General features: G+C 41.7%; 18 protein-coding genes. 12 read left to right on the forward strand and 6 right to left on the reverse strand.

Going from position 1 to position 20,803, the window contains the following annotated elements:
- Window positions 1-23 precede the first annotated feature (23 nt).
- The 3 genes from ACEN2L_RS01695 to ACEN2L_RS01705 all read left to right on the forward strand — a co-directional run bounded on the left by ACEN2L_RS01695 (window position 24) and on the right by ACEN2L_RS01705 (window position 4,399).
- A complete protein-coding gene (locus ACEN2L_RS01695) occupies window positions 24-1,406 on the forward strand; it encodes a cytochrome ubiquinol oxidase subunit I (protein ID WP_441741473.1) in 1,383 nt (460 codons plus the stop codon).
- Window positions 1,403-2,401, forward strand: coding sequence for a cytochrome d ubiquinol oxidase subunit II (cydB, locus tag ACEN2L_RS01700; RefSeq protein ID WP_441741474.1), 999 nt, complete (start codon window positions 1,403-1,405; stop codon window positions 2,399-2,401). The genes ACEN2L_RS01695 and cydB overlap by 4 nt, the downstream gene beginning before the upstream one ends.
- A gap of 156 nt (window positions 2,402-2,557) precedes the next feature.
- Window positions 2,558-4,399, forward strand: coding sequence for a choice-of-anchor I family protein (locus ACEN2L_RS01705; protein WP_441741475.1), 1,842 nt, complete (start codon window positions 2,558-2,560; stop codon window positions 4,397-4,399).
- Between the two features lie 140 nt (window positions 4,400-4,539).
- Here the strand turns inward: ACEN2L_RS01705 and ACEN2L_RS01710 are convergent, their stop codons facing one another.
- Window positions 4,540-5,214, reverse strand: a complete 675-nt coding sequence (locus tag ACEN2L_RS01710) for a type 1 glutamine amidotransferase domain-containing protein (protein WP_306021196.1) — start codon at window positions 5,212-5,214, stop codon at window positions 4,540-4,542.
- A gap of 130 nt (window positions 5,215-5,344) precedes the next feature.
- Between ACEN2L_RS01710 and ACEN2L_RS01715 the strand changes: the two genes are divergently transcribed.
- On the forward strand, window positions 5,345-6,226 hold the full coding sequence (locus ACEN2L_RS01715) for a LysR family transcriptional regulator (protein WP_441741476.1): 882 nt from the start codon (window positions 5,345-5,347) through the stop codon (window positions 6,224-6,226).
- A gap of 171 nt (window positions 6,227-6,397) precedes the next feature.
- Here the strand turns inward: ACEN2L_RS01715 and ACEN2L_RS01720 are convergent, their stop codons facing one another.
- From ACEN2L_RS01720 to ACEN2L_RS01735, 4 genes are all read right to left on the reverse strand, one after another.
- Window positions 6,398-6,835 carry a DUF3010 family protein gene (locus tag ACEN2L_RS01720; protein ID WP_306021198.1) on the reverse strand — a complete coding sequence of 146 codons (438 nt, stop codon included), beginning with the start codon at window positions 6,833-6,835 and terminating at the stop codon, window positions 6,398-6,400.
- A 103-nt stretch (window positions 6,836-6,938) separates the two neighbouring features.
- The gene (locus tag ACEN2L_RS01725; RefSeq protein WP_441741477.1) at window positions 6,939-8,861 is read right to left on the reverse strand and encodes a putative bifunctional diguanylate cyclase/phosphodiesterase; all 1,923 of its coding nucleotides are present in this window, start codon (window positions 8,859-8,861) and stop codon (window positions 6,939-6,941) included.
- 19 nt (window positions 8,862-8,880) lie between these two features.
- Window positions 8,881-9,099: a YgaP family membrane protein gene (locus ACEN2L_RS01730; RefSeq protein WP_441741478.1), complete on the reverse strand. Its 219-nt coding sequence runs from the start codon at window positions 9,097-9,099 to the stop codon at window positions 8,881-8,883.
- 164 nt (window positions 9,100-9,263) lie between these two features.
- Entirely contained in the window at window positions 9,264-10,544 is a 1,281-nt protein-coding gene (locus tag ACEN2L_RS01735; RefSeq protein ID WP_441741479.1) for an MFS transporter, read from the reverse strand.
- Window positions 10,545-10,814: 270 nt separating this feature from the next.
- On the opposite strand from ACEN2L_RS01735, the gene ACEN2L_RS01740 reads away from it, so the two are divergent.
- Window positions 10,815-12,737, forward strand: a complete 1,923-nt coding sequence (locus ACEN2L_RS01740; RefSeq protein ID WP_441741480.1) for an alpha-amylase family protein — start codon at window positions 10,815-10,817, stop codon at window positions 12,735-12,737.
- 49 nt (window positions 12,738-12,786) lie between these two features.
- On the opposite strand, the gene ACEN2L_RS01745 is transcribed toward ACEN2L_RS01740, so the two are convergent.
- On the reverse strand, window positions 12,787-13,806 hold the full coding sequence (locus ACEN2L_RS01745; protein WP_306024110.1) for a LacI family DNA-binding transcriptional regulator: 1,020 nt from the start codon (window positions 13,804-13,806) through the stop codon (window positions 12,787-12,789).
- A gap of 553 nt (window positions 13,807-14,359) precedes the next feature.
- Between ACEN2L_RS01745 and ACEN2L_RS01750 the strand changes: the two genes are divergently transcribed.
- The 7 genes from ACEN2L_RS01750 to ACEN2L_RS01780 all read left to right on the forward strand — a co-directional run bounded on the left by ACEN2L_RS01750 (window position 14,360) and on the right by ACEN2L_RS01780 (window position 20,795).
- Window positions 14,360-16,879: a TonB-dependent receptor domain-containing protein gene (locus tag ACEN2L_RS01750; protein ID WP_441741481.1), complete on the forward strand. Its 2,520-nt coding sequence runs from the start codon at window positions 14,360-14,362 to the stop codon at window positions 16,877-16,879.
- A gap of 152 nt (window positions 16,880-17,031) precedes the next feature.
- Window positions 17,032-17,691: a glutathione S-transferase family protein gene (locus ACEN2L_RS01755; protein ID WP_306024112.1), complete on the forward strand. Its 660-nt coding sequence runs from the start codon at window positions 17,032-17,034 to the stop codon at window positions 17,689-17,691.
- A gap of 100 nt (window positions 17,692-17,791) precedes the next feature.
- The gene (locus ACEN2L_RS01760) at window positions 17,792-17,986 is read left to right on the forward strand and encodes a CPXCG motif-containing cysteine-rich protein (protein ID WP_306024113.1); all 195 of its coding nucleotides are present in this window, start codon (window positions 17,792-17,794) and stop codon (window positions 17,984-17,986) included.
- Window positions 17,987-18,060: 74 nt separating this feature from the next.
- Window positions 18,061-18,417, forward strand: a complete 357-nt coding sequence (locus tag ACEN2L_RS01765) for a hypothetical protein (RefSeq protein WP_306024114.1) — start codon at window positions 18,061-18,063, stop codon at window positions 18,415-18,417.
- Window positions 18,418-18,474: 57 nt separating this feature from the next.
- Window positions 18,475-19,167: a mechanosensitive ion channel domain-containing protein gene (locus ACEN2L_RS01770; protein WP_441741482.1), complete on the forward strand. Its 693-nt coding sequence runs from the start codon at window positions 18,475-18,477 to the stop codon at window positions 19,165-19,167.
- Between the two features lie 154 nt (window positions 19,168-19,321).
- The gene (locus ACEN2L_RS01775) at window positions 19,322-20,161 is read left to right on the forward strand and encodes a hypothetical protein (protein ID WP_441741483.1); all 840 of its coding nucleotides are present in this window, start codon (window positions 19,322-19,324) and stop codon (window positions 20,159-20,161) included.
- Between the two features lie 202 nt (window positions 20,162-20,363).
- The gene (locus ACEN2L_RS01780) at window positions 20,364-20,795 is read left to right on the forward strand and encodes a hypothetical protein (protein WP_441741484.1); all 432 of its coding nucleotides are present in this window, start codon (window positions 20,364-20,366) and stop codon (window positions 20,793-20,795) included.
- Window positions 20,796-20,803 lie beyond the last annotated feature (8 nt).

Raw genomic sequence — 20,803 nt, forward strand, 5'->3', positions numbered from 1 at the left:
CTTTCAACATAATCGAGGATTATATGGTCGATGTACTACTGCTTTCAAGAATGCAGTTTGCCGCTAATATTAGCTTTCACATACTTTTTCCTAGTATCACTATTGCGCTTGGCTGGTTCTTATTCTATTTCAAATTACGCTTTAATTTGAGTGGTCATCCGGTGTGGATGCGCATTTATCGATTTTGGGTCAAAGTATTTGCCTTAACCTTTGCATTGGGTGTAGTCAGTGGCATAACGATGTCGTTTCAATTTGGTACAAATTGGCCGGGCTTCATGGCGACAGTTGGCAATATTGCTGGTCCCTTACTCGGCTACGAAGTATTAACGGCATTTTTCTTAGAGGCCACATTTTTAGGCATCATGCTCTTTGGTATTAATCGGGTACCGCCCTGGGTGCATACTCTGGCAACATTAATTGTCGCAGTGGGCACTACCCTATCAGCCTTTTGGATTATCAGCCTAAATTCGTGGATGCACACCCCTGCAGGCTTTGAAATGATCGATGGCGTTGCTCACGCGGTTGATTGGTGGGCAATAATATTTAATCCCTCCATGCCCTATCGCTTGCTCCACGTTTTGCTTGCTTCAGGTTTGACAGCCGCTTTTTTAATTGCAGGTATCTCAGCTTATCGCATTAGTCGAGGCGATGACAAAAAAGCGCCGAAGTTAAGCTTAAAGTCTGCCGTTATTGTTGCTGCCATATTGATACCTATTCAAATACTCGTTGGCGATCAACATGGTCTAAATACCCTTGAGCATCAACCACAAAAAGTGGCAGCAATGGAAGCCGCGTGGGAAACACAAGAAGGATTACCTTTGGTCTTGTTTGCGGTACCCGATGCCAAACAAAAAACCAATCATTTTGAAGTGGCTATTCCAAATGGGGCAAGTTTGATACTCACGCATGAACTGCATGGCAAGGTTAAAGGGATTAATGAATTTGAAGAACATCCTCCCGTAGCACCTGTGTTTTACGCATTTAGGGTGATGCTAGCAACAGGCGGCTTAATGTTACTGATTTCATGGTTTGCAAGCTTTAGCGTGTTACGCAATAAACCGCTGCCTAAGGTATTGGTCAAGGCTCTGATTTGGATGACCTTTTCAGGCTGGCTTGCAACAATTGCAGGCTGGTATGTCACAGAAATTGGCCGACAACCGTACTTAGTGAGTGGTATTTTAACCACTGCCGATGCGGTAACTGATATTCCCTCTGGTAACGTGCTGTTCAGTTTTATTGGGTATCTTGTGGTATACGCGTTATTGCTAGTAGCGTATATCAAGACAATATTTCGAATGGCGCGTAATTCTGTATTAATAGAAGAAATAAAACTAGAAGAGCGCAACGCGCAAAAAGGTTTTGTGCCACTAACTTCGCAACACACTGATTCAGAGGTATCTGTATGATAGCCGATCACAATTTACCCATTATATTTGCCGGATTAATGGCCCTTGCCGTGGTGGTGTATGCCATTTTAGATGGCTACGATCTTGGAGTTGGCGTGCTTTTACCCTTAGATAACGAAGAGCAAAGCGACGAAATGATAGCCTCCATAGGACCGTTCTGGGACGCCAATGAGACATGGTTAGTGTTAGCCGTTGGCTTGTTACTCATCGCCTTTCCAGAAGCGTACAACTTAGTATTTAAGGAGTTGTATATCCCTGCATTTGCTTTGTTGATAGGCCTGATTTTGCGTGGTGTAGCGTTTGACTTTAGAGCCAAAGTTCACCTCGATCACAAGCGCACTTGGGATAAAATCTTTAAACTGGGCTCGATTGTCGCCTCTGCCGCTCAGGGCTATATGCTGGGCATGTATGTTATGGGTTTTGAAAGCTCCCTTCAGGCACATTTTTTTGCTGGCTTGAGCGCTTTGGGCGTGACTTGTGCGTATGCCTTGATAGGCAGTGCTTGGTTAATCATGAAAACTGAAGGAGAGCTCCAACTCAAAGCAATCTGCTGGGCCAAACTTACGGGGAAAATCAGTTTTGTCGGCATTATCGCCGTGTGTATTGTTAACCCTTTAATTAATCCCTTTGTTTTTGAGCGTTGGACAAGCGCTCCATACGCCTATTTTATGGCCATAATCCCGGTCATTAGTTTTGTGTTGTTATTTGTAGGAAATGCGGTACTAAATCGGCTGCCACTTAAAGATGACCACGGTTGCTGGCTACCCTTTGTTATTACCTTGGTATTGTTTATCTGTTGCTTTAGTGGACTTGCTTTTAGCTTTTTTCCTTGGGTAGTACCGCAGCAACTCACTATTTGGCAAGCAGCAAGTGCTCCCGAGTCCTTACGTTTTATCTTAGTAGGTGCGCTCATTGTGATACCTTGTATCTTGGCCTATACCGCTTTTTCATATCGAGTATTTTGGGGCAAAGTAGAACATCTGCGTTATTACTAATAGCAGCATTACTGGGCCGTTCTCTCTAGCGCGGTGGTGACAGCCCAGTAATGAATGTGTAATAAATAGGTCATTAATCCGTCATTCGAGTGTAATTTAACTGTCACACCCTACTTTTATCCTGACTAAAATCAAAATGTTAGTAAAGGATAACGAATGAAATTGGGTAAACAGATCTCTTATACAGCTATCGCTATAGCACTAAGTACCGCTTTAACCGGCTGTTTTTTAGATGGCGATGAAGGAGCACCAGGTCCAGTAGGTGAACAAGGCGCTGTGGGTGCAAGTGGTTCTGATGGCGCAGACGGTCAAAACGCAAGCGCTGGGGTATATTTAGAACTGATTGGCCGAGCCCAACTTAATCCAAGCAATCCCCTCGGTGCGGCTGAAATAGTACAATTCCATGCTGCCAGCAAAATGATTTATGCCATTAACAGTGCTGCGACGCAACCCACGGTTGAAATGATAGATGCATCAAGCCTTACAAACGAAGCGGTAAGCAATCCACTTACTGCCGATAACATGACCGCCAGTCCTCTTGTATTACCCACTTCGGCTAATAATATTCCGCTTGCTAGCCCTACAAGTGTCGCAATACATGATGATTGGATGGCTGTAGCTGTTCCCGCCGCCGCAAAAGCCAATAACGGATTTGTACTTTTTTATAATGGCCTCAATGCTACAACACCGGTATTTGTCAAAGCGGTAGAAGTGGGCAACTTACCAGATATGGTGACGTTCAATGCTCAAGGTAATAAAGTGCTCACAGCCAACGAAGGAGAGCCTAGTGGTGACTATGGCGTTGATCCTGAAGGCTCAATTTCAATCATTAACTTAGTAGATAACGTACCTGCAGATGTGGCAATAGCGCTAACGTTCAGCGCTTATAATGATAAACAAGCTGAGCTTGAAGCGATGGGTATGCACTTCCCCAATCCAACTGGGCGCACCATAAACGGCAAACTCATCAACACCACCGTTGCACAAGATTTAGAGCCAGAATACATCACTATTAGTAACAATATTGCTTATGTGACTCTGCAAGAAAACAACGGGCTTGCCATCGTCGATTTGAGTGATAACTCTCTTACCATCAAAGGTTTAGGCTTTAAGGATTGGAGTAAGTACCAACTTGATGGGATGGAAGACGGTACAGTGAGTTTTGGTCAATACCAAGATGTTTACGGTATATATATGCCTGACACCATTGCATCATTTACCTGGAAAGGCGCAAGCTTTGTTATAACAGCCAATGAAGGTGATGCTCGTGAATACTTTTTCGCTACCCTGAACGAGGCGGGTGAACAAGACGAAGACTTATGTATTGCGGCTGGGGGTCAAGACTTCGATTCAGACGATGGTTGTTTAGCGTTCACTGAAGAAACCCAAGCCCGTCGTTTAGATTACGCACCCAGCTCAAATCTTGAGATGATTGCAGGCGGCGATCCACGTAATTCAGACTTTACTGCTCACCCCTTAGGCCGACTTACTGTCAGTAAGGTGTTAGGAGACCAGGATAAAGATGGTACTTATGAAGCGATTTATGCCTACGGTGCACGTTCATTTACTATTTGGGATAGCAACGGAATGGCCGTATTTGACTCGGGGGATGACTTAGAGCGCATTACAGCTTCCATTCATGGCAACGCATTTAATAATGAAAATGATGAGAATACGGGCGACGGCCGTTCAGCTAATAAAGGGCCAGAACCCGAAGCTTTAGCCGTTGGTCAGGTTGGTGACCACACTTACGCGTTTATCGGCACCGAACGCATGAGTGGCATTTTTGTTTATGACATCACTAACCCCTACGACACTAAATTTGTCGACTACGTGATAAATCGGGACGTAACGGAAGGTGGCGACCTGATGGGTGACCTAGGTCCTGAAGGAATGGCTTTTGTCGCTGCAAACGACAGCCCAACAGGGGAACCATTAGTGATTATCGGAAATGAAATTAGCGGTACAGTGGCAGTTTGGCAAGTGAAAGCCAAATAAAGCGACGAGATTCGAGAAAAATTAGGCCGAACAAAAAAAGGTACGACACTGCTGTCGTACCTTTTTGTTTATTCTATAGGGGCACAGCTAAGAAAGTGACGGGCCCTCTTTTAATCACCCAGTTGCCACAAAAGACACCTTTACCCGTTTAGCTGCTTAACCAAGGCTTTTGCAACGGCATGAGCACTACTTGGGTTTTGACCAGTAATCACTCGGCCATCTTCAATCACAAATTCTTGCCATGGCTGCACTTTTCGATACTGACTGGCCGAACGAGTTAAAGATTCTTCTAACAAAAATGGCACATCGTTAATAGTACCGTAGTCAATCTCCTCTTCGCGAGTGAACCCTGTTACGGTATGGCTAGCGAGTAATTTTTCACCTGAGCTCAATATAATTGGTAATAAACCGGCTGGGCCATGACAAACCGCTGCCAATACTCCACCATTTTCGTAATGTTTAGCCGCCAAACTAGCAACTTCTTGGTTACTTGCTAAATCTGATAGTAAACCAAAACCACCTGGATAGAAAATCGCAGCGTAATCAGTCACCGACACTTGATTTATCGGTATGGAGTGATTCATGCGGTTTTGAAATTCTGTATCAGCCAGTACCTCACTATTGACTGAATCTCCCTCAATATCGGTGCCATAGATGGGCGCTTTACCACCCTTAATGGAAGTAATGTCGTAATCAAAGCCGTTTTGAGTAAACACATGTAGAGCATGGGTGATTTCTGGCGAGTATGTACCATTGGCTTGCTCAGTTGTACCTAAGGTACCGTGATTGGTAACGATGACGAGTATCTTTTTCATTTTGATTGCTCCTAAAGCATTAGTCCTGCTTGAAATAATGAAACCAGTGTAGTTCATCCCCATACAAATGATAATATAACCAATCAGCAAATTATTTTTGCTATATAGCAACAATAAAAACAGGACTATTATGAATAGCTTTGAAGGTATCATCGAATTTGTGGCAGTAGCAGAATCTCAAGGGTTTTCATCTGCAGCCAAACGACTTGCCTGCAGCACAAGTCATATCAGCCGTCAAATTTCACGACTCGAAGAGCGCCTAGCTTGCACTTTATTTGCGCGAACTACGCGGCAAATTCACTTAACTCAAGCTGGCCTCACTTACTATCAACAATGTAAAGAACTGGTGCATGGCTTAGAGCAAGCAAATGAACAAGTCAGCTCTCAGCAATTCCAAATTAACGGCACACTTCGAGTGAGTGGAGCAGGCACGTTTTGTGAGCAATATGTGGCACCAGCCTTGATGCAGTTTGCTGAACATCATCCTAAACTTTCTATTGAAATGGACTTTAATACTCGCATGGTTAACTTTATTGATGACGGGTTTGATTTTGCTATTCGCTATGGTGAACTAAGCGACTCTAGTCTAGTCGCTCGTAAATTAGCCAACAGACCGATGATGGCAGTCGCAAGTCCTGCTTATTTGCAACAATATGGCGAGCCCAAGCAACCAAGTCACCTAAAAAATCATCGATGCATTATTTCCAACAATGATCATTGGCTATTTAGTCAAGATGGCACTCAAGAAAGTATTAAGGTTAGTGGGCGGTGGCGCAGTAATAATGCCCACGCCGTAGTCAAAGCCGCAGAACAAGGTTTAGGCATTGCCTATATGCCTAAGAGTAGTTTCACGCAATCAATCGAATTAGGATTACTACTACCCGTATTGAGTACGTTTTGGGGGAAAGGCGCAAGTAGTTGGATAGTCTATCAGAACAAGCGTTTTTTGCCCCTTCGCGCTCGTTTGGCTATTGACTATTTAGTGCAATATTTTGCTACGTGGAGTGAATGAAAAAGGTCGATTTTCTTTGGCGTTACTCGATTAATACCTCAGTTTTTTCGCAGAAAAAAAAGCAAAAAAAAAGACAATACGTGATGTTATTGCCTTTATCATTTAGTAGAAATCGAACTTTTGTAAATATAATACGCTCTTGCTCTAAGCTTGCGGTTTGAACTTGTCTGCTTAGATATCGTACTTGTCTTTCATCAAATAGCCATATGCCACATCAAAAGCAATTTGTTGAAAGCCTTTTAACCCCGTCTCAGCAAAATCCACTGGCACCGGATTACGCTTTATCGCCTCTTTAATGGCAGTGGGTGCCATTATCACTGCGTCTACGTCCGCAATGAGTTCAAGCGCGGCTTCTAATTTAAAGCCTACTGCACCGCCGGCAAATTTGCCTTTCATAGGCCGCTCGCGGATGACTATTTTATCAATTTTGTAGTCTTGAACGAGTTTAGCGAACGTTGCTTGAAAGTAACGTAAATCTTTACTGGTTGCATTTTTAGGTAAAGATATTTTGCGCGCGCGACAATCTGGAATTTGAAATAATTCATTCTCCAACGATAAAAAACATACATTTGCATCGTTGGCACTTAGTTCTACACCAATCACTCTCATCTTAATTTACTCAATTTTAATTACTTCAACAGTTGCGGTGATTATAAACTACAAGCCCGTTATTAGGGCTAACAATTTAAATTCTCAGTAAAATTACTTACCTTCAAAGGCTAGTTTCGTTCGTCACCGTTTTAATATCACTGGCAAAACACGGTTTACCAAAGAAATAGCCTTGACCAATACGGCATCCTAGCTCATACAATTTTTCAGCTTGTTCGGCGGTTTCGATGCCTTCGGCGATGACATTTTTTTCCAAGCTTTGGCACATTGATATGAGCCCTTTTACGACCAATTCATTGCGCCTATCGTCCAGCATGCTTGCAACGAACGAGCGGTCGATTTTGACAAAATCCATATCTAATTCACGCAAGTACGCAAACGAACTCATGCCGGTACCAAAATCATCTATTGATAACTTTACGCCTAACTCATGCAATTGCTTGAAAGCAGTTTGAGTCACTTTAATATCCGTCATGCTGGCACTCTCTGTTAACTCGACTTCTAACAATTCAGCAGGCACTTTAAATTGTGCAAACTGGTTTTGGAAGAATGTAACGAGTTCAGGGTCGGCCAAGTTATAGACCGATAAATTGATTGAAATAGGCATAGGTGTACCGGCGTCTAACCACAATTTTGCTTGCTTTATCGCATCGGTAATGACAAAACGACTGAAACTATGAATGGCGCCGCTTTGCTCTATGAGATCAATAAAGTCCACCGGGCTCAACAAACCATCGAGTGGGTGTTGCCACCTTGCTAGCGCTTCTACACCGATTATTTTGCCATCAGGTAAAGACACTTTGGGTTGATACACTAAAAAAAATTGCTGCAATGCTAATGCTTGAGTTAATTGCCCCCGCAATAACACATGCCTTTCACTGAAAACCGGCAATTGTTTTTGGTAAAACTCGAAACCACTGCGTAATTTTTTAGCGTGATACATGGCGATGTCAGCATGTTTCACCAAGGTATCTAACTTTTCGCCGTCCTGGGGGTAATAAGCAATACCGATACTCGCACCCACTTCAAACTGATTGTTTGCCAATGGAACAGGACGCCCGCAGCAATTTAATAACTCGGATGCAAAGGGCATAACATCTCTTGAATCGTCTAGATTAAGCCACACCAAAAACTCATCGCCACCATAACGAAACAAAGCATCGTTTTCCCCTATTACTGCTTGCAAACGAAGTGCAATAATTTTTATTAACTCATCACCAGTTGCATGACCAAAGATGTCATTTACATCTTTAAACTTATTCAAATCGATCATTAAAATAGCGGCTTGTTCTTGGTCGATTTTTTGCCTAAGCGGCTTACTATTATTTACCTCGGCATTAAAATATTCATGTAAATAGGTCCGATTTTTTAAGCCGGTAAGGGGGTCATGCAAGGCCAAAAAAGTCAGTTTTTGATTGTTTTCTTCGAATCGCTTTGTGATCACGGCCGACATGACCAAAGCAGCCCAAATAGCCAACCAAAACGTTAAGAATGCTGTGATGGACAAGCGATTCGCAATGAAACTTAAAGCTTGGTCGAGACTACTGATTTTGCGTACTAACAGTAACGAGAAAGTGTTTCCTGGGGTGCGTTGAAACTGCCAAAATAAATGCTGATCTTGATATTTTAGAGCCCCGTTTGCCTCTAAAGACTCCCCTATCGATGCAAGTTCATTAATCATGTCCGCTGCATTGATGCGATTAAGTACCTTATGCAGCTTTTGATTTGACCAAACCTCCACTGCAACTAGTTCACTTTCTAAGTTTTGAAAAACAGGGTTGTCCTGCACCGCAGTTATCAATTGCTCAGGGTCTTCAATTTGCCTATTTAAAGATTCAAGCTCAGTAAAAAACCAACGAAATTGTTTGTTAAACTCTTTTACCTCGATTGACTCAGCTAAATCGCTGGACAATCGATAGGCCACTACAATAAAAATTATGGATACCGCGACCGCCAAACTAATTGACCCAATGATCAGCCTGCGGCGTAGGTTAGCGTCAGAGATTGAAGAGCTAAAATTAGACAATAGTCACCCTTAAAAAAACTTAGCCTTTAAAAGTAGAGATATTCGCTAATTTATAAACTGGGCACCATCCGATGGTAAAGGAAATGAGGTTTAATACAGCAAAAATAATAATAAGAGCCTGCAGTAGCACATCGCCTATTTGTTCAGACCAAAAAACCGCGAATATAATTAAGACAATGCTTAAAACACCTCGAATAAGACGGTCGGCCTTAGACAAATTCATTTTGGGAAGGGTCATCGTTGTTCATCTCTTTCAAAATATAAATACCAATCATTAACCAGACGTCAGTAATCTCGACGACTTCATGAATTCACTTTAGTCTAAAAATAAAACTACGCCTTTAAACGGCGCAGCTAAACTGACCACACTGTTAACTGTCAACAGCCTAGCAGATACCAACACTAATTATGGGCGTTGCCATATTCAGATTTTTCTATTTCAGCCAAACGTTTTTCTGTCGGATTAAATAAGTAGTTATATAGCAATCCTGCAAAGAGTATCGCAGTAAACGCGGTTGCTACAATAAATCCGTATTTCGCATCGCCACCGTAAGCATCACTGATCACACCCATGATGAATGGCCCGGCGGCGGCTCCAGCAGCGGTAAAAAACAATATAACACCGGCAACCGTTCCGTGCTCGCGTTTTGTAAAGCAGCTTATACCTTTAGAATTGAATGTTGGGTATATGACCGACATAAAAATCCCCGTCAATGGGAAGGTGTAAAGGGCGACACCTTTGCCGCCAAGAAGCCCCGCAACAAAACAGACCATGATAGCAAAGCTAAACAACATCAAAACTAAAGACCAGTTGTAGCGTTGCATCATCCAAATGCCAACAAAACGACCTGCTGCGCGTAAGGAGAAAAAGACAGATACGGCATACATAGCTAGCATTTTATCGGGGCCATCGGTATAACAAGCAAAGGTATCACTAAGGCTCGCAGCATCACACACTAAGTAACTTGGCATCCATACGTAAATCGCACTTTCGGCTGCAACATACAAAAATGCCCCCACTGAAAAACCCATTGCATAGGGGTTCTTAAGTAGTTTTAAGCTACTCATAAAGTTTATGGGTTCTTTGTTTGAGGTTTGCTTTTTGTGAGTTGGATAGTCAGCTTTCCAAGCTAACAGAATAAGTAACGTGCACATACCACCAGCAAGCACATACAGTAATTTCCAATCCACGCCCTCTCTAACCATCCAGGCTACAATCAAGGGCCCGATAATAGCGCCTATACCAAAAAAAGCTTCAGCCCCATTCATTGTACCAGTATGCTCTTTAGTCGATGTCGATATATCACCTATCAACGCCAATGCTGCCGTTTTAAATACACCAACCGCAATACCCGATAAGGTGATAAGGCCTAGAATGAAGCCAAAACTATTAGCTGCGAGGAAAAAATAACAAGAAAGAGCGAATAAACTTAAACCCAAGATTATGGTGATTTTTCTACCAAATTTATCCGCTAAGAAACCCAGAAAAAGTCCAGAAAATGCAATACCTATCATAAACAATGAATGTAACAAACTGGCTTCCGTGTTACTTACATCAAATTCACGTTTGACCTCTTTAATAATTTCACCAACAGAATCTGATGTCATGGCAAACATCATAAACATGAGGTAAGTAAGCCAACGAATAAGCGTAGTACTGCTTCCTATTTGATCTTTTGTCATTGCCTATTACCCTTTAATCAATTCAATTCGGTTAACGTTTTTACGTAAAATATGTTATCAACAGCTAATCTTAAGCGAATATCTTTCTTTATGTCATACTAAAATAAACACTTAATCGATTAAGCATCAATGAATTAACATTAACAAATCAGAATTTATTTGTAAATACCTTGTAAAAATAACCTAGCAAAGTATTTACTTTATGCGGTAGAATCAATAATAATTAGCACACACACTTTTAACTTAAACGTATCAGAAGATTAATTAATTATGAACTTATTACAAGAAAGTCAACGCTCATTGAATCGCATCCTAATCAGTCTCGATCGTTCTCAGTTGTCGAAAAGTGATATGGCCGTATTTGAAGCTAGGCTAAATACAGAGTTTCCAAGGTTGTTTGAACTATTATTCCAACTTTATGGTCACCGTTACGATTTCTATTACTATTTACAGCAATTAGTCGATACCTTGGCGCAAGGCTTTAGTCAGCGATCTAGAGCCCTAAAGAGCAAAGACAAAAAACGTTTGAATGATCCTAACTGGTATCAATCGGAAAACATGCTAGGTATGGCATGTTATGTAGATTTATTCGCGGGTGACCTAACTAATCTGCAGGCTAAGATCCCCTACTTAAAGGAACTAGGCATTACTTATCTGCATCTAATGCCTCTTTATGACTCGCCCAAAGGCGATAGTGACGGTGGTTATGCCGTATCTGATTATCGGAAGGTAAATGAAAAATTAGGGGATATAGACGACCTTAAAACGCTAGCCAAAGCATTAGAAAAATCTGGTATCAGTTTGGTACTGGATTTTGTATTTAACCATACATCTGATGAACACCGTTGGGCCATGGCAGCCAAAGAGGGTGACAGTGAGTACACCGATTTCTATCATATGTTTGATGATCGCACCCTGCCTGATCAGTACGAACACACACTTCGAGAAATATTTCCTCAAGTAAGAAGAGGAAACTTTACCTGGAATGAGCAGGCTAAAAAATGGGTGTGGACAACATTTAATAGTTTTCAGTGGGATTTAAATTACTCTAACCCCGCTGTATTTAACGGTATTACAGACGAGATGCTATTTTTAGCGAACTTGGGTTGTGAAGCATTACGCCTTGATGCCCTAGCGTTTATTTGGAAAGAAATGGGCACGACTTGTGAAAATCAAGACAAAGCCCATACTTTGATTCAAGCATTTAATAGTTGCCTGCAAATCAGTGCTCCAGCTGTCGTCTTTAAGTCAGAAGCCATTGTTCATCCTGACGAAGTGCTTAAATATATCGATAAACAAGAGTGCCAGTTATCCTATAATCCCTTATTAATGGCTTTAGTGTGGGAGAGTTTAGCAACGCGTAAAACACAATTGTTAACGCAATCTATGCGCAAGAGCTTTGCTATTTCAAACCAGTGTGCATGGGTCAACTATATTCGTTGTCATGACGATATTGGCTGGACGTTTGACGATGATGTTGCGCAACAACTTGGCATCAATGGTAACGACCACCGTTACTTTCTCAATCAGTTTTATACTGGTCGCTTTGAAGGTTCTTTTGCCAGCGGCGTTGCTTTTGGCGAAAACCCCAGCACAGGAGACTGTCGAGTATGCGGCTCGTTGGCATCCTTAGCAGGCTTAGAAAGCGCTATTGAGCATAATGACTCTCAAAATATCGACCACGCGATCAAACGTATCCTACTGGTTCATAGTATTATTTTGAGCATTGGTGGCGTACCTCTGCTTTATTCGGGTGATGAATTAGGGTTGTTGAACGATTACTCTTATCAACATGACGACAGTAAAAAGCACGATGACCGTTGGGTAAATAGGATTGCTGTAACCGATTCCGCCATTGATCAGGCAAATATCCCACAATCAGCGCAATACAAAATATCGCAAGGTTTGAAAACATTAATTCAAATAAGGCAACAAAACAGTATCTTTGGACAAGCAGAGACTCAGATACTTGAAACAAACAACGGTCATATATTTGCTTTTGCCAGACACGACAACGAAGGTAAAACATTATTAGTATTGTGCAACTTCAGTGAATTTGAACAACACGTAGACAGTAAAATTGTCGATCAACTCTACAGCTCACTGGGTCATGATTTAATCACCCAACAGTCTGTGTCATCTAATCAGGGGCAAATTGCACTTCAAGCTTATCAAGTGATGTGGTTGGCCTAAAGTAATATTAAGACAAGCTGCTGACGGTAAATGAATGTCAGCAGCTTTTTTATTTACAGGTTTGACGGACGACCAAACGAGTTTCAAGAATGACTTTTTCCTTTGAATTTCCCTCAAGTAACATAGTGGCAGCTAATCTACCTTTTTCCAAATTTTGCTGACAGACAGTAGATAACGGTGGCGTGCTGCGGGATGCCTCGGGTATGTCATCAAAGCCTGTTACTTGCACTTGCCCCGGCACGGCGATATTCAATTCATTCGCCACCCTTAAGGCTGCTAAAGCAATTACATCGCTCATACACAGTAACACAGTGGGTAAAGGTGAAGAGGTCAACGCCTCTCTGGCAGCTACTTCTGCTTTTTCAGGAGAATTGATTGGTATATGCCATATTTTATCGACCGGTATACTGACTTTATTCGCTTCGGCGGCTCGCATATAACCCGCTAACCTTAATCGAGAAATCTCTTGGCTGGGCATGCTTAGATCCTCTTGACTTAGGCGACAGATTCGAGAGGAGTCAATCAGACGAAGGCCCAAAACCGCCACTTGGCTGTTGTCTTCTTTTTGCAGCGCATGTTCAGCAATGTTATAGGCGCCCTGCTCGTTATCTATATTTACTGAGCCACTATCGGCAAATTCAAAATCTACCACAACCACTGGTTTACCGGTGCGTTTGATGTGTTCAAATCCGTTGCCTTGCAAAGCGCCATAAAGAATAAAACCGTCGGGTAAAGACTCTGCACTACTTTGCTCTGCAGATGTCATACCGCTAGACAACAGCAATAATTGCTTTTTGTTTTCAACTAAAACTTCTGCGATTCCTTGCATCAGTTGATTAGCCACAGGATCAGAAAAGCTATAGCTGATCGAGTCGGCCAACATAACACCAATAACGCCCGACTCTCCCCGTCGTAACGAGCGCGCAGCTAAATTAGGACCGTAGTAACCTAGTTCAGCGGACTCTCGTAAAATTCGCTCTCTTAACTTTTCTGACAACTGATCTGGTCTGTTATATGCGTTAGAAACCGTCGCTGTCGAAACACCTAACTGCGCTGCAACTTGTTTCAAATTGAGTTTCTTTTTAATCACTATTTCCTGACTTTTTTACTTTGTGCATCTTGCAATACTACCGGAATCTACTAGTGAAACCTAACAGTGATTTGTTCTAATTATCGCGGCATGTCAACCTAATCAGCGCTAATTTACGCGATGAAATTTTGTAATAATCCCTCAGTGTTTTTTCTAATCAATGTTAACTAAACAACACTCTCAAGGCTTTGCGTCAGCAACATCTAAACAACAAGTGACAAAACACCTAAATTGCTTAACCGATTAATAAAGATTAAAACAACAACTAACGGACACTAATTTAACAATAAAAGTTCAAAAAATCGTAAAAAAAATAAGCTATATTTATCATGCACATAGAGTTTTATTGGCGTGAATAAGCAGGCATTTTTAAAATTCATTGTTATTTTATTGTTATAATTTATTTACAAGTCAGATTTTAAGCACTATCATTTGCGCAACATCTTAAACGATTAAGCCGGTTTCTAGCTGTTTTGAATAGCGCTTAATTACTTTGGTTACACAAACACACTAAAACTAAATGAGGTTCACAATGACTAATTCCGTTTTTAACAAGAACAAAATTAGTGCCGCGATCGCTATTGCAACTTTAAGTCTAAGCGTCCAAGCATTCGCACAGGAAACCCAAGCACCGGAAGCGCAAAAGGCCAAAGAGACTTATGAACAAATCGTAGTCACCGCTTCTCCTGCTGGCGCAACCATGCAAGAGGCGAGTGTTTCAGTTAGTGCCTTAGGCGAAGATGACATACTTAAACTTGCTCCGCGTTCTACCGCAGAAGTTTTTCGTGCTATCCCTGGTATACGCGCCGAATCGTCTGGCGGTGGTGGTAATGCGAACATTACTATTCGTGGTATTCCTCTAGCTACTGGTGGTTCTAAATTCCTGCAAATACATGAAGATGGCCTGCCAGTATTAGAATACGGTGATATCAACTTCGGTAATGCCGATAACTTCCTACGTTACGATTGGTCTGTAGCTACAGTAGAATCTGTTCGTGGTGGTTCTGCCTCGACGTTTGCAAGTAACTCTCCAGGCGGTGTAATCAACCTAATCAGCAACACCGGTGAATCAGGTGGTGGTGCTATCGGAACATCTTTTGGTGTTGACTATGATGAGTTTCGCTTAGATTTTCGCTACGGCGGAGAGCTTGCTGATGACTTGTTTTACCATGTCGCTGGTTTTGCCCGCAACGGTGAAGGCCCTCGTGAAACGGGTTACAATGGTGACCAAGGTGGTCAGATCAAACTAAACATCACCAAGGTACTTGATAAAGGCCATCTTCGTTTTTACTTCAAAAACTTAGATGACAAAGTCTCAACTTACTTGCCGTCTCCTGTGCGTTTCAACGGCAATGGCGAATTTGGTCCAGTAGACAACTACGATGCTAGCTCACAAGCGCTTAACTCAGCTTACAACACTAATATTTCCACTTTTGATAGCTACGGTAACGCGCAAAACCGTGATCTTCGTGATGGCATTGAATCAAAAGTAACGTCTTTTGGAATGGAAGTTGACTTAGAAGTAGCGGACAACGTGTTCTTTTTAAATAAATTCCGTATGTCTGATATCTCTGGTGGCTTTATTGCACCGTTCACAGACGGATTTCCTGTAGGCCCTCAAAGTGCTAATGGTTTTGCTGCCGCTTTATGTTCAGGCGCAACAGCTGGTGATGGCAGTGCATTAAACTGTGATTCAACGTCTGTTACGTTAGCAAATGGACCAAACGCCGGTGATGCATATAATGGCTTAGCATTTACTAACTTGTTGTTTGATACTCGCATTAACGACTTAGGCAACATGATCAACGACATGAGCCTACGTAAAGAATTTGATAATGGCGTATCTGTGACAGCGGGTTATTACTACTCAAATCAAAACATCGCTACAAGCTGGGCTAGCTGGCAGACTTTTATCCAAACCTTGGATGGCAGTAACTCTCAGATGCTTAACATCACCGATGGCGATGGCACACAACTCGTTGCTGATGGCTTATTATCAGCCAGCTTCTTGTCTTGGGATTGGGATTTAAACTACGTTACTAAAGCACCTTACATGAACATCGGCTTCGAATTGTCAGACAATATCTTAGTAGATGCCTCTGTTCGTTACGACGAAGTGACTGCTTCTGGCGAACTTATTAGCTCATGTTGTGGTGGCAATACTGACTTTGACTTAAACGGCAACGGTACCATCGAGCAAATCGAAGACGCTTCAGCAGTTAACAGTGGATTTATTGCTGGTGGTGTCATCAACTTAAATCGTGCTGGCGCAAGCTCACAAATTGTTGACTACACAGCAAGCAATGTTTCTTACTCGTTAGGTGGTTCTTACTTACTTGACGATACAAAAACAATTTTCGCCCGTTACAGTAAAGGTAGCCGAGCAATTGCCGACCGCTTATTACAAATTGCTGGTACATTAAATTCTGATGGCAGCTTGACTAGCACAACCTCAGGTTTTGATGAAACGACGCAATTAGAAATAGGCTTTAAATACGGAACGCGTGACTTAATGTTAAACGCGACGTTATTTGACACTGTAACTGAAGATACGCAAGCAGAGCTTACTAGTGGCCTAACCTTCATTCGTGAATATAAAGCGACAGGTCTTGAGTTCGAAGGCAGATGGAATGCAACTGATGACATCCGGGTTACTGGTAACTTGACTTGGACTGACGCTGAAATCAGTAAAGATGCTTTCAACCCTGCCCTAGAAGGCAAAACACCACGTCGTCAAGCTGATTGGATCTACACCATCACCCCTGAATACGTGCAAGATGACTGGTCAGTTGGTGCTTCTATCCAAGGTTCTACTGAATTTTATGTTCAAGATTCAAATGAACTTAAACAGGATGGTTACAACTTAGTTAACCTGTTTGCGACCTATTGGATCAGTGACCGTTTCTCAGTTGCACTTAACGTAAACAACGCAACCGATGAATTTGTCATTACTGAATCTGAAGAAGCAACGGCAAACGCAGGCGACATCATTCGTGCTCGCCCACTTAACGGACGTACTACCGTACTTTCAGTTAAATATATGTTTGATTAATCTCGCTTAACAACGACATGTAAACGCCCGCTCACTGCGGGCGTTTTTGTTTGTTGTGTTGTTCAAATTATAAACATCTATAAATGAAATAATCTTGTTACTAGGACTAAATTATCCCATGCTAAAACGCAGTATAATAATAGGAGCATAGAATGTTAACCCTGCATGGCTTTGATGTAAGTAACTACTTCAACATGATTAAATTAGCTTTGGCTTATAAAGATGTTGAATACACGAAAAACACTGTCTATCCAAATCAATCGAGCGACTTTCTGAGGCTGAGTCCTATGGGCAAGGTACCTGCTTTAGAAACACATCAAGGCACCTTATGTGAAACGAATGTTATTCTCGAATATTTAGAAGAAACTTTTCCCCTTCCAGCACTTTACCCTGCTGAACCTTTTGCGAAATCAAAAGTAAAAGAGCTAGTTAAAATGTGCGAACTGTATCTCGAATTACCTGCTCGGCGTTGCCACCCAGAAGTGTTTTTTGGGCAGGTGGTGAGTGACGCCACTAAAAAAGAAGTAAAACGCGCACTATATAAAGGCATGGAAGGCTTAGCCAGAACAGCAAAATTTAGCCCTTATATTGCCGGAAGTGAGTTTAGCGCTGCTGATATCATGTTTTTATACAGTGCAGACCTTGCTTCGGTGGTAGCTAAAAAGTGTTTTGATTTTGACTTGTTAGCGCTTGCGCCGGGCGCCCACGAATTGATGGCTTTGTTGACCGAAAATCCACATGTCCAAAAAATTGCCGAAGAGCGCAAAGCAGGCAATATTGCCTTTAAAGAATATATTGCGAGCCTGAGTTAATTACACAGAAATAAATTAAATTTATCCGTATTTTTGGTCTATGTTTGAGTTTGTGCCGTAATAATATCGGCAAAGACGTCTCAAATTTAAAGGATATAAAATGAGTTTGACCACTAATGCAGAGTTTAGCTGTCCCTATTGTATGGAAATCAATGATATAGAGGTTGATCCCGATAACGATCTCAACCAACAACAAATTGTAGATTGTCAAATTTGTTGTAGTCCTATCGAAATAACCGTGACCCTTGGGAGACATGATCAGTTTAATATTCTTGCTATGACTGACAGCGAGTAGCATGATAGTGCCACCCAGTGTTGCTTTGATGCTCAATTCGCTTGCGTACCAATAAACAAGGCTATTTCTTTACTATGATCGCAATGTATTACGCCCCGCCTGAACTTCAAACCCGGTTAACTCAAGTGAACGGCGAGCGTGAATTACTCAAACTCGTCACTAAAGAAATAGCCCTGTATGACTTTGCCACTAAAATAGACAGTTTTGAGTTGGACCTCGCTTTTGCTGCCGCAGGCGGCATATCTCCTTGGGTTATGGCTGACAACTTGCCTGAAGTGCTCAACCAACCTTTGCTTCGAACTGCAACTTTTGGTGATTTATTAGTTGAAACCGTACAGGGCTACGTCAACCTTGCAACGCCAGCAGGTTTTATTCCTGTAATTGATGTGGAATACAATCTTGGACTTTTACGGCAAAAACAATTCAATTAGTTGCTAGCCTGCGTTATGTATTAAACTAGCCTCAAGTAAATTTATCTGTAGTCCTTAATGCAATTTGAAACCATATTAGTCGACTTCCTTAACTGGGTCGCATCTTACAGAACCAATCTGTTGGCAACATGCTTAGCGCTGGTTGGTTATGTCTTGGTCACTCGTATCACCCTGCCTCGTTTGACTAAATCAACCGATGACAGCGGCTTTAAAAGTGAACAAGTAGCAAAAGCCTATCACATGGTCAGACTAGTATGTGCCACTGTGACTATCGCGGTCGTTTTACTCATTTGGGGAATTGATTTTAGTGGCCTTTTAATATTTTCTACTTCGATCATAACCCTGTTAGGGGTCGCCCTCTTTGCTAGTTGGTCTATCTTAAGTAACGTAACATCCTTTTTTATCCTGTTGTTTCATACCTCCTTTCGCCGTGGCAATTATATTCGTGTGATTGATGCAGATAACTATATAGAAGGCTATATTGCAGAGTTGGGTTTACTAAATACCAAACTCACCACCAGCACTAATGAGCATGTGGTCTATCCTAATAATTTATTATTAGCCCGTCCGGTTTTTGTTAACCCAGACAGAAAACTTAATGCCTTAGGTAAAATTACCGATAGTTTAGTTATTCCTAAGGCAAGTGAACATCAAACCGCGGATGAAGGCCTGGCGACGAATAAACATGATATGTTGGAAATTGAACAAACAAACCACCGCAGCAGCCCAACGCAAAAACCGAGAGAATAATGCGTTTACGCGCTTTTTTTTGACGCCTACTACAAGCTCATTTTGCTGTGTTCGGTGGATTGCAAAAATAAGCGCCATCCTATTCTTTACTGTCCATTATCAGGTGTTTGCTGAGCAAGTAAGTTTTAAGAAGGCCAAAGAAAATCAAAAAACAATGTTTAGTTATCAATGGATTGATAGCTTTTCTCAAACACAAAACCTCACCTTTGATTTAGCGAACAAACAAAACGCCAAACAAGTTCATAAACGATACGTGCCCGAATTAGCGCAACAATACGTCTTTATCGAGCTACATAAAGCTGCACGGTTAATCGACCCACGCGAGGCTCGCATTGAAATCCAACGAAGCACTCAAGATATTAACGTTAAAGTCAGCAGTCGCTCACCTAAGCTTTTAACAAAATGGCAAGGATCCATGGCGAAAAGCCAGGAGAAAGCGTTTGACAAGTATTTACATGACCATTACTACACCCGTTTTTACTCCCATCTTGGTCAAGAAGCGGTGAAAGCCGATCACTTACGATACATAAACGAAAATAAAGCCCCTTTATTACCGATTGCACAAGCGATATATGAAAAACTCCCGCCTAATAGTGAAAGTAGAATATATGTAAACTTACTTTTAAGCTGGGTTCAAAGCATTCCCTATAACGAATTAGAAGACAGAATGAGCTCAAATGGTGCAGGTTTTTTGCCGCCGCTTGCTCTTATTAGAGAAAATATTGGCGACTGTGATAGTAAGTCCGTTCTCACAGCAGGCTTGATTCGTTCTCTATTGCCAGAAATAAAATTAGTTATGGTGTATTTGCCACAACACGCTTTATTAGGTATCAGCCTTCCTCACAGAAACAATGAACAAACCTTCAATTTTGGTGGCTCTGACTACTTACTTATGGAGCCAACGGGTCCCGCTCTCATGCCCCTAGGCACTGTCGCTGCATCGAGTGAACGAGCGATCAATAGTAGGTTATTTAGTTACGAGCAAGTACCCTAACCTGCATTTAGCTTGTATTTTATCCCAGTCCCTTGCGCAAAATAACCAAGAACATAGACAAATGGTATGAATTTAAATACCTACGTACCCAGCCCTATACTAAAGTTATTTCTTACAATTCGCTAATTTAACTTAATCGACTAAGATTTAATAACAACTCCTTAGCATGGATGCGAATTCACAAATCTTATAAGGTCGTGACATGTTAAAAAAACAAGCTTTAATTAAGGCTATACTCAGTTCAAGTGTTTTTCTGTCTGTTAGTTTTTCCGCTCTTTCTGAAACCGTTATTATCGTCAATCCCAATAATGACTCTGCAATAGACGCAAAAGTTGCACAACGCATTTTTTTGGGTAAAGAAGGTAAATTTTCAAATGGCAAAGAAGCCATTCCCGTCAACCAAATCGCAGATTCCCCTAGTCGTACAGATTTTGATACAACAGTATTAGGACGAAGCTCTGCTCAAGTTTCAGCCTATTGGTCCAAGTTGGTATTTACTGGCAAAGGGATCCCTCCAAAAGAAGTGCAAAATGATGCAGAGGCCATCGCGTTGGTGGCTGACAACCAAGATGCCATTAGCTATGTGGATAGTTCGGCAGTTACCGCAAATGTAAAAGCAATCCCACTTAACTAATCTCAGGA

This window comes from Flavobacterium sp. W21_SRS_FM6 (assembly GCF_052119645.1).
Taxonomy (GTDB): domain Bacteria; phylum Pseudomonadota; class Gammaproteobacteria; order Enterobacterales; family Alteromonadaceae; genus Paraglaciecola.

Excerpts from the sequence above, each read along its gene's own strand:
- ACEN2L_RS01695 (WP_441741473.1), top strand. The coding sequence starts at position 24 with ATGGTCGATGTACTACTGCTTTCAAGAATGCAGTTTGCCGCTAATATT.
- cydB (WP_441741474.1), top strand. The coding sequence starts at position 1,403 with ATGATAGCCGATCACAATTTACCCATTATATTTGCCGGATTAATGGCC.
- ACEN2L_RS01705 (WP_441741475.1), top strand. The coding sequence starts at position 2,558 with ATGAAATTGGGTAAACAGATCTCTTATACAGCTATCGCTATAGCACTA.
- ACEN2L_RS01710 (WP_306021196.1), bottom strand. The coding sequence starts at position 5,214 with ATGAAAAAGATACTCGTCATCGTTACCAATCACGGTACCTTAGGTACA.
- ACEN2L_RS01715 (WP_441741476.1), top strand. The coding sequence starts at position 5,345 with ATGAATAGCTTTGAAGGTATCATCGAATTTGTGGCAGTAGCAGAATCT.
- ACEN2L_RS01720 (WP_306021198.1), bottom strand. The coding sequence starts at position 6,835 with ATGAGAGTGATTGGTGTAGAACTAAGTGCCAACGATGCAAATGTATGT.
- ACEN2L_RS01730 (WP_441741478.1), bottom strand. The coding sequence starts at position 9,099 with ATGACCCTTCCCAAAATGAATTTGTCTAAGGCCGACCGTCTTATTCGA.
- ACEN2L_RS01735 (WP_441741479.1), bottom strand. The coding sequence starts at position 10,544 with ATGACAAAAGATCAAATAGGAAGCAGTACTACGCTTATTCGTTGGCTT.
- ACEN2L_RS01740 (WP_441741480.1), top strand. The coding sequence starts at position 10,815 with ATGAACTTATTACAAGAAAGTCAACGCTCATTGAATCGCATCCTAATC.
- ACEN2L_RS01750 (WP_441741481.1), top strand. The coding sequence starts at position 14,360 with ATGACTAATTCCGTTTTTAACAAGAACAAAATTAGTGCCGCGATCGCT.
- ACEN2L_RS01755 (WP_306024112.1), top strand. The coding sequence starts at position 17,032 with ATGTTAACCCTGCATGGCTTTGATGTAAGTAACTACTTCAACATGATT.
- ACEN2L_RS01760 (WP_306024113.1), top strand. The coding sequence starts at position 17,792 with ATGAGTTTGACCACTAATGCAGAGTTTAGCTGTCCCTATTGTATGGAA.
- ACEN2L_RS01765 (WP_306024114.1), top strand. The coding sequence starts at position 18,061 with ATGATCGCAATGTATTACGCCCCGCCTGAACTTCAAACCCGGTTAACT.
- ACEN2L_RS01770 (WP_441741482.1), top strand. The coding sequence starts at position 18,475 with ATGCAATTTGAAACCATATTAGTCGACTTCCTTAACTGGGTCGCATCT.
- ACEN2L_RS01775 (WP_441741483.1), top strand. The coding sequence starts at position 19,322 with ATGTTTAGTTATCAATGGATTGATAGCTTTTCTCAAACACAAAACCTC.
- ACEN2L_RS01780 (WP_441741484.1), top strand. The coding sequence starts at position 20,364 with ATGTTAAAAAAACAAGCTTTAATTAAGGCTATACTCAGTTCAAGTGTT.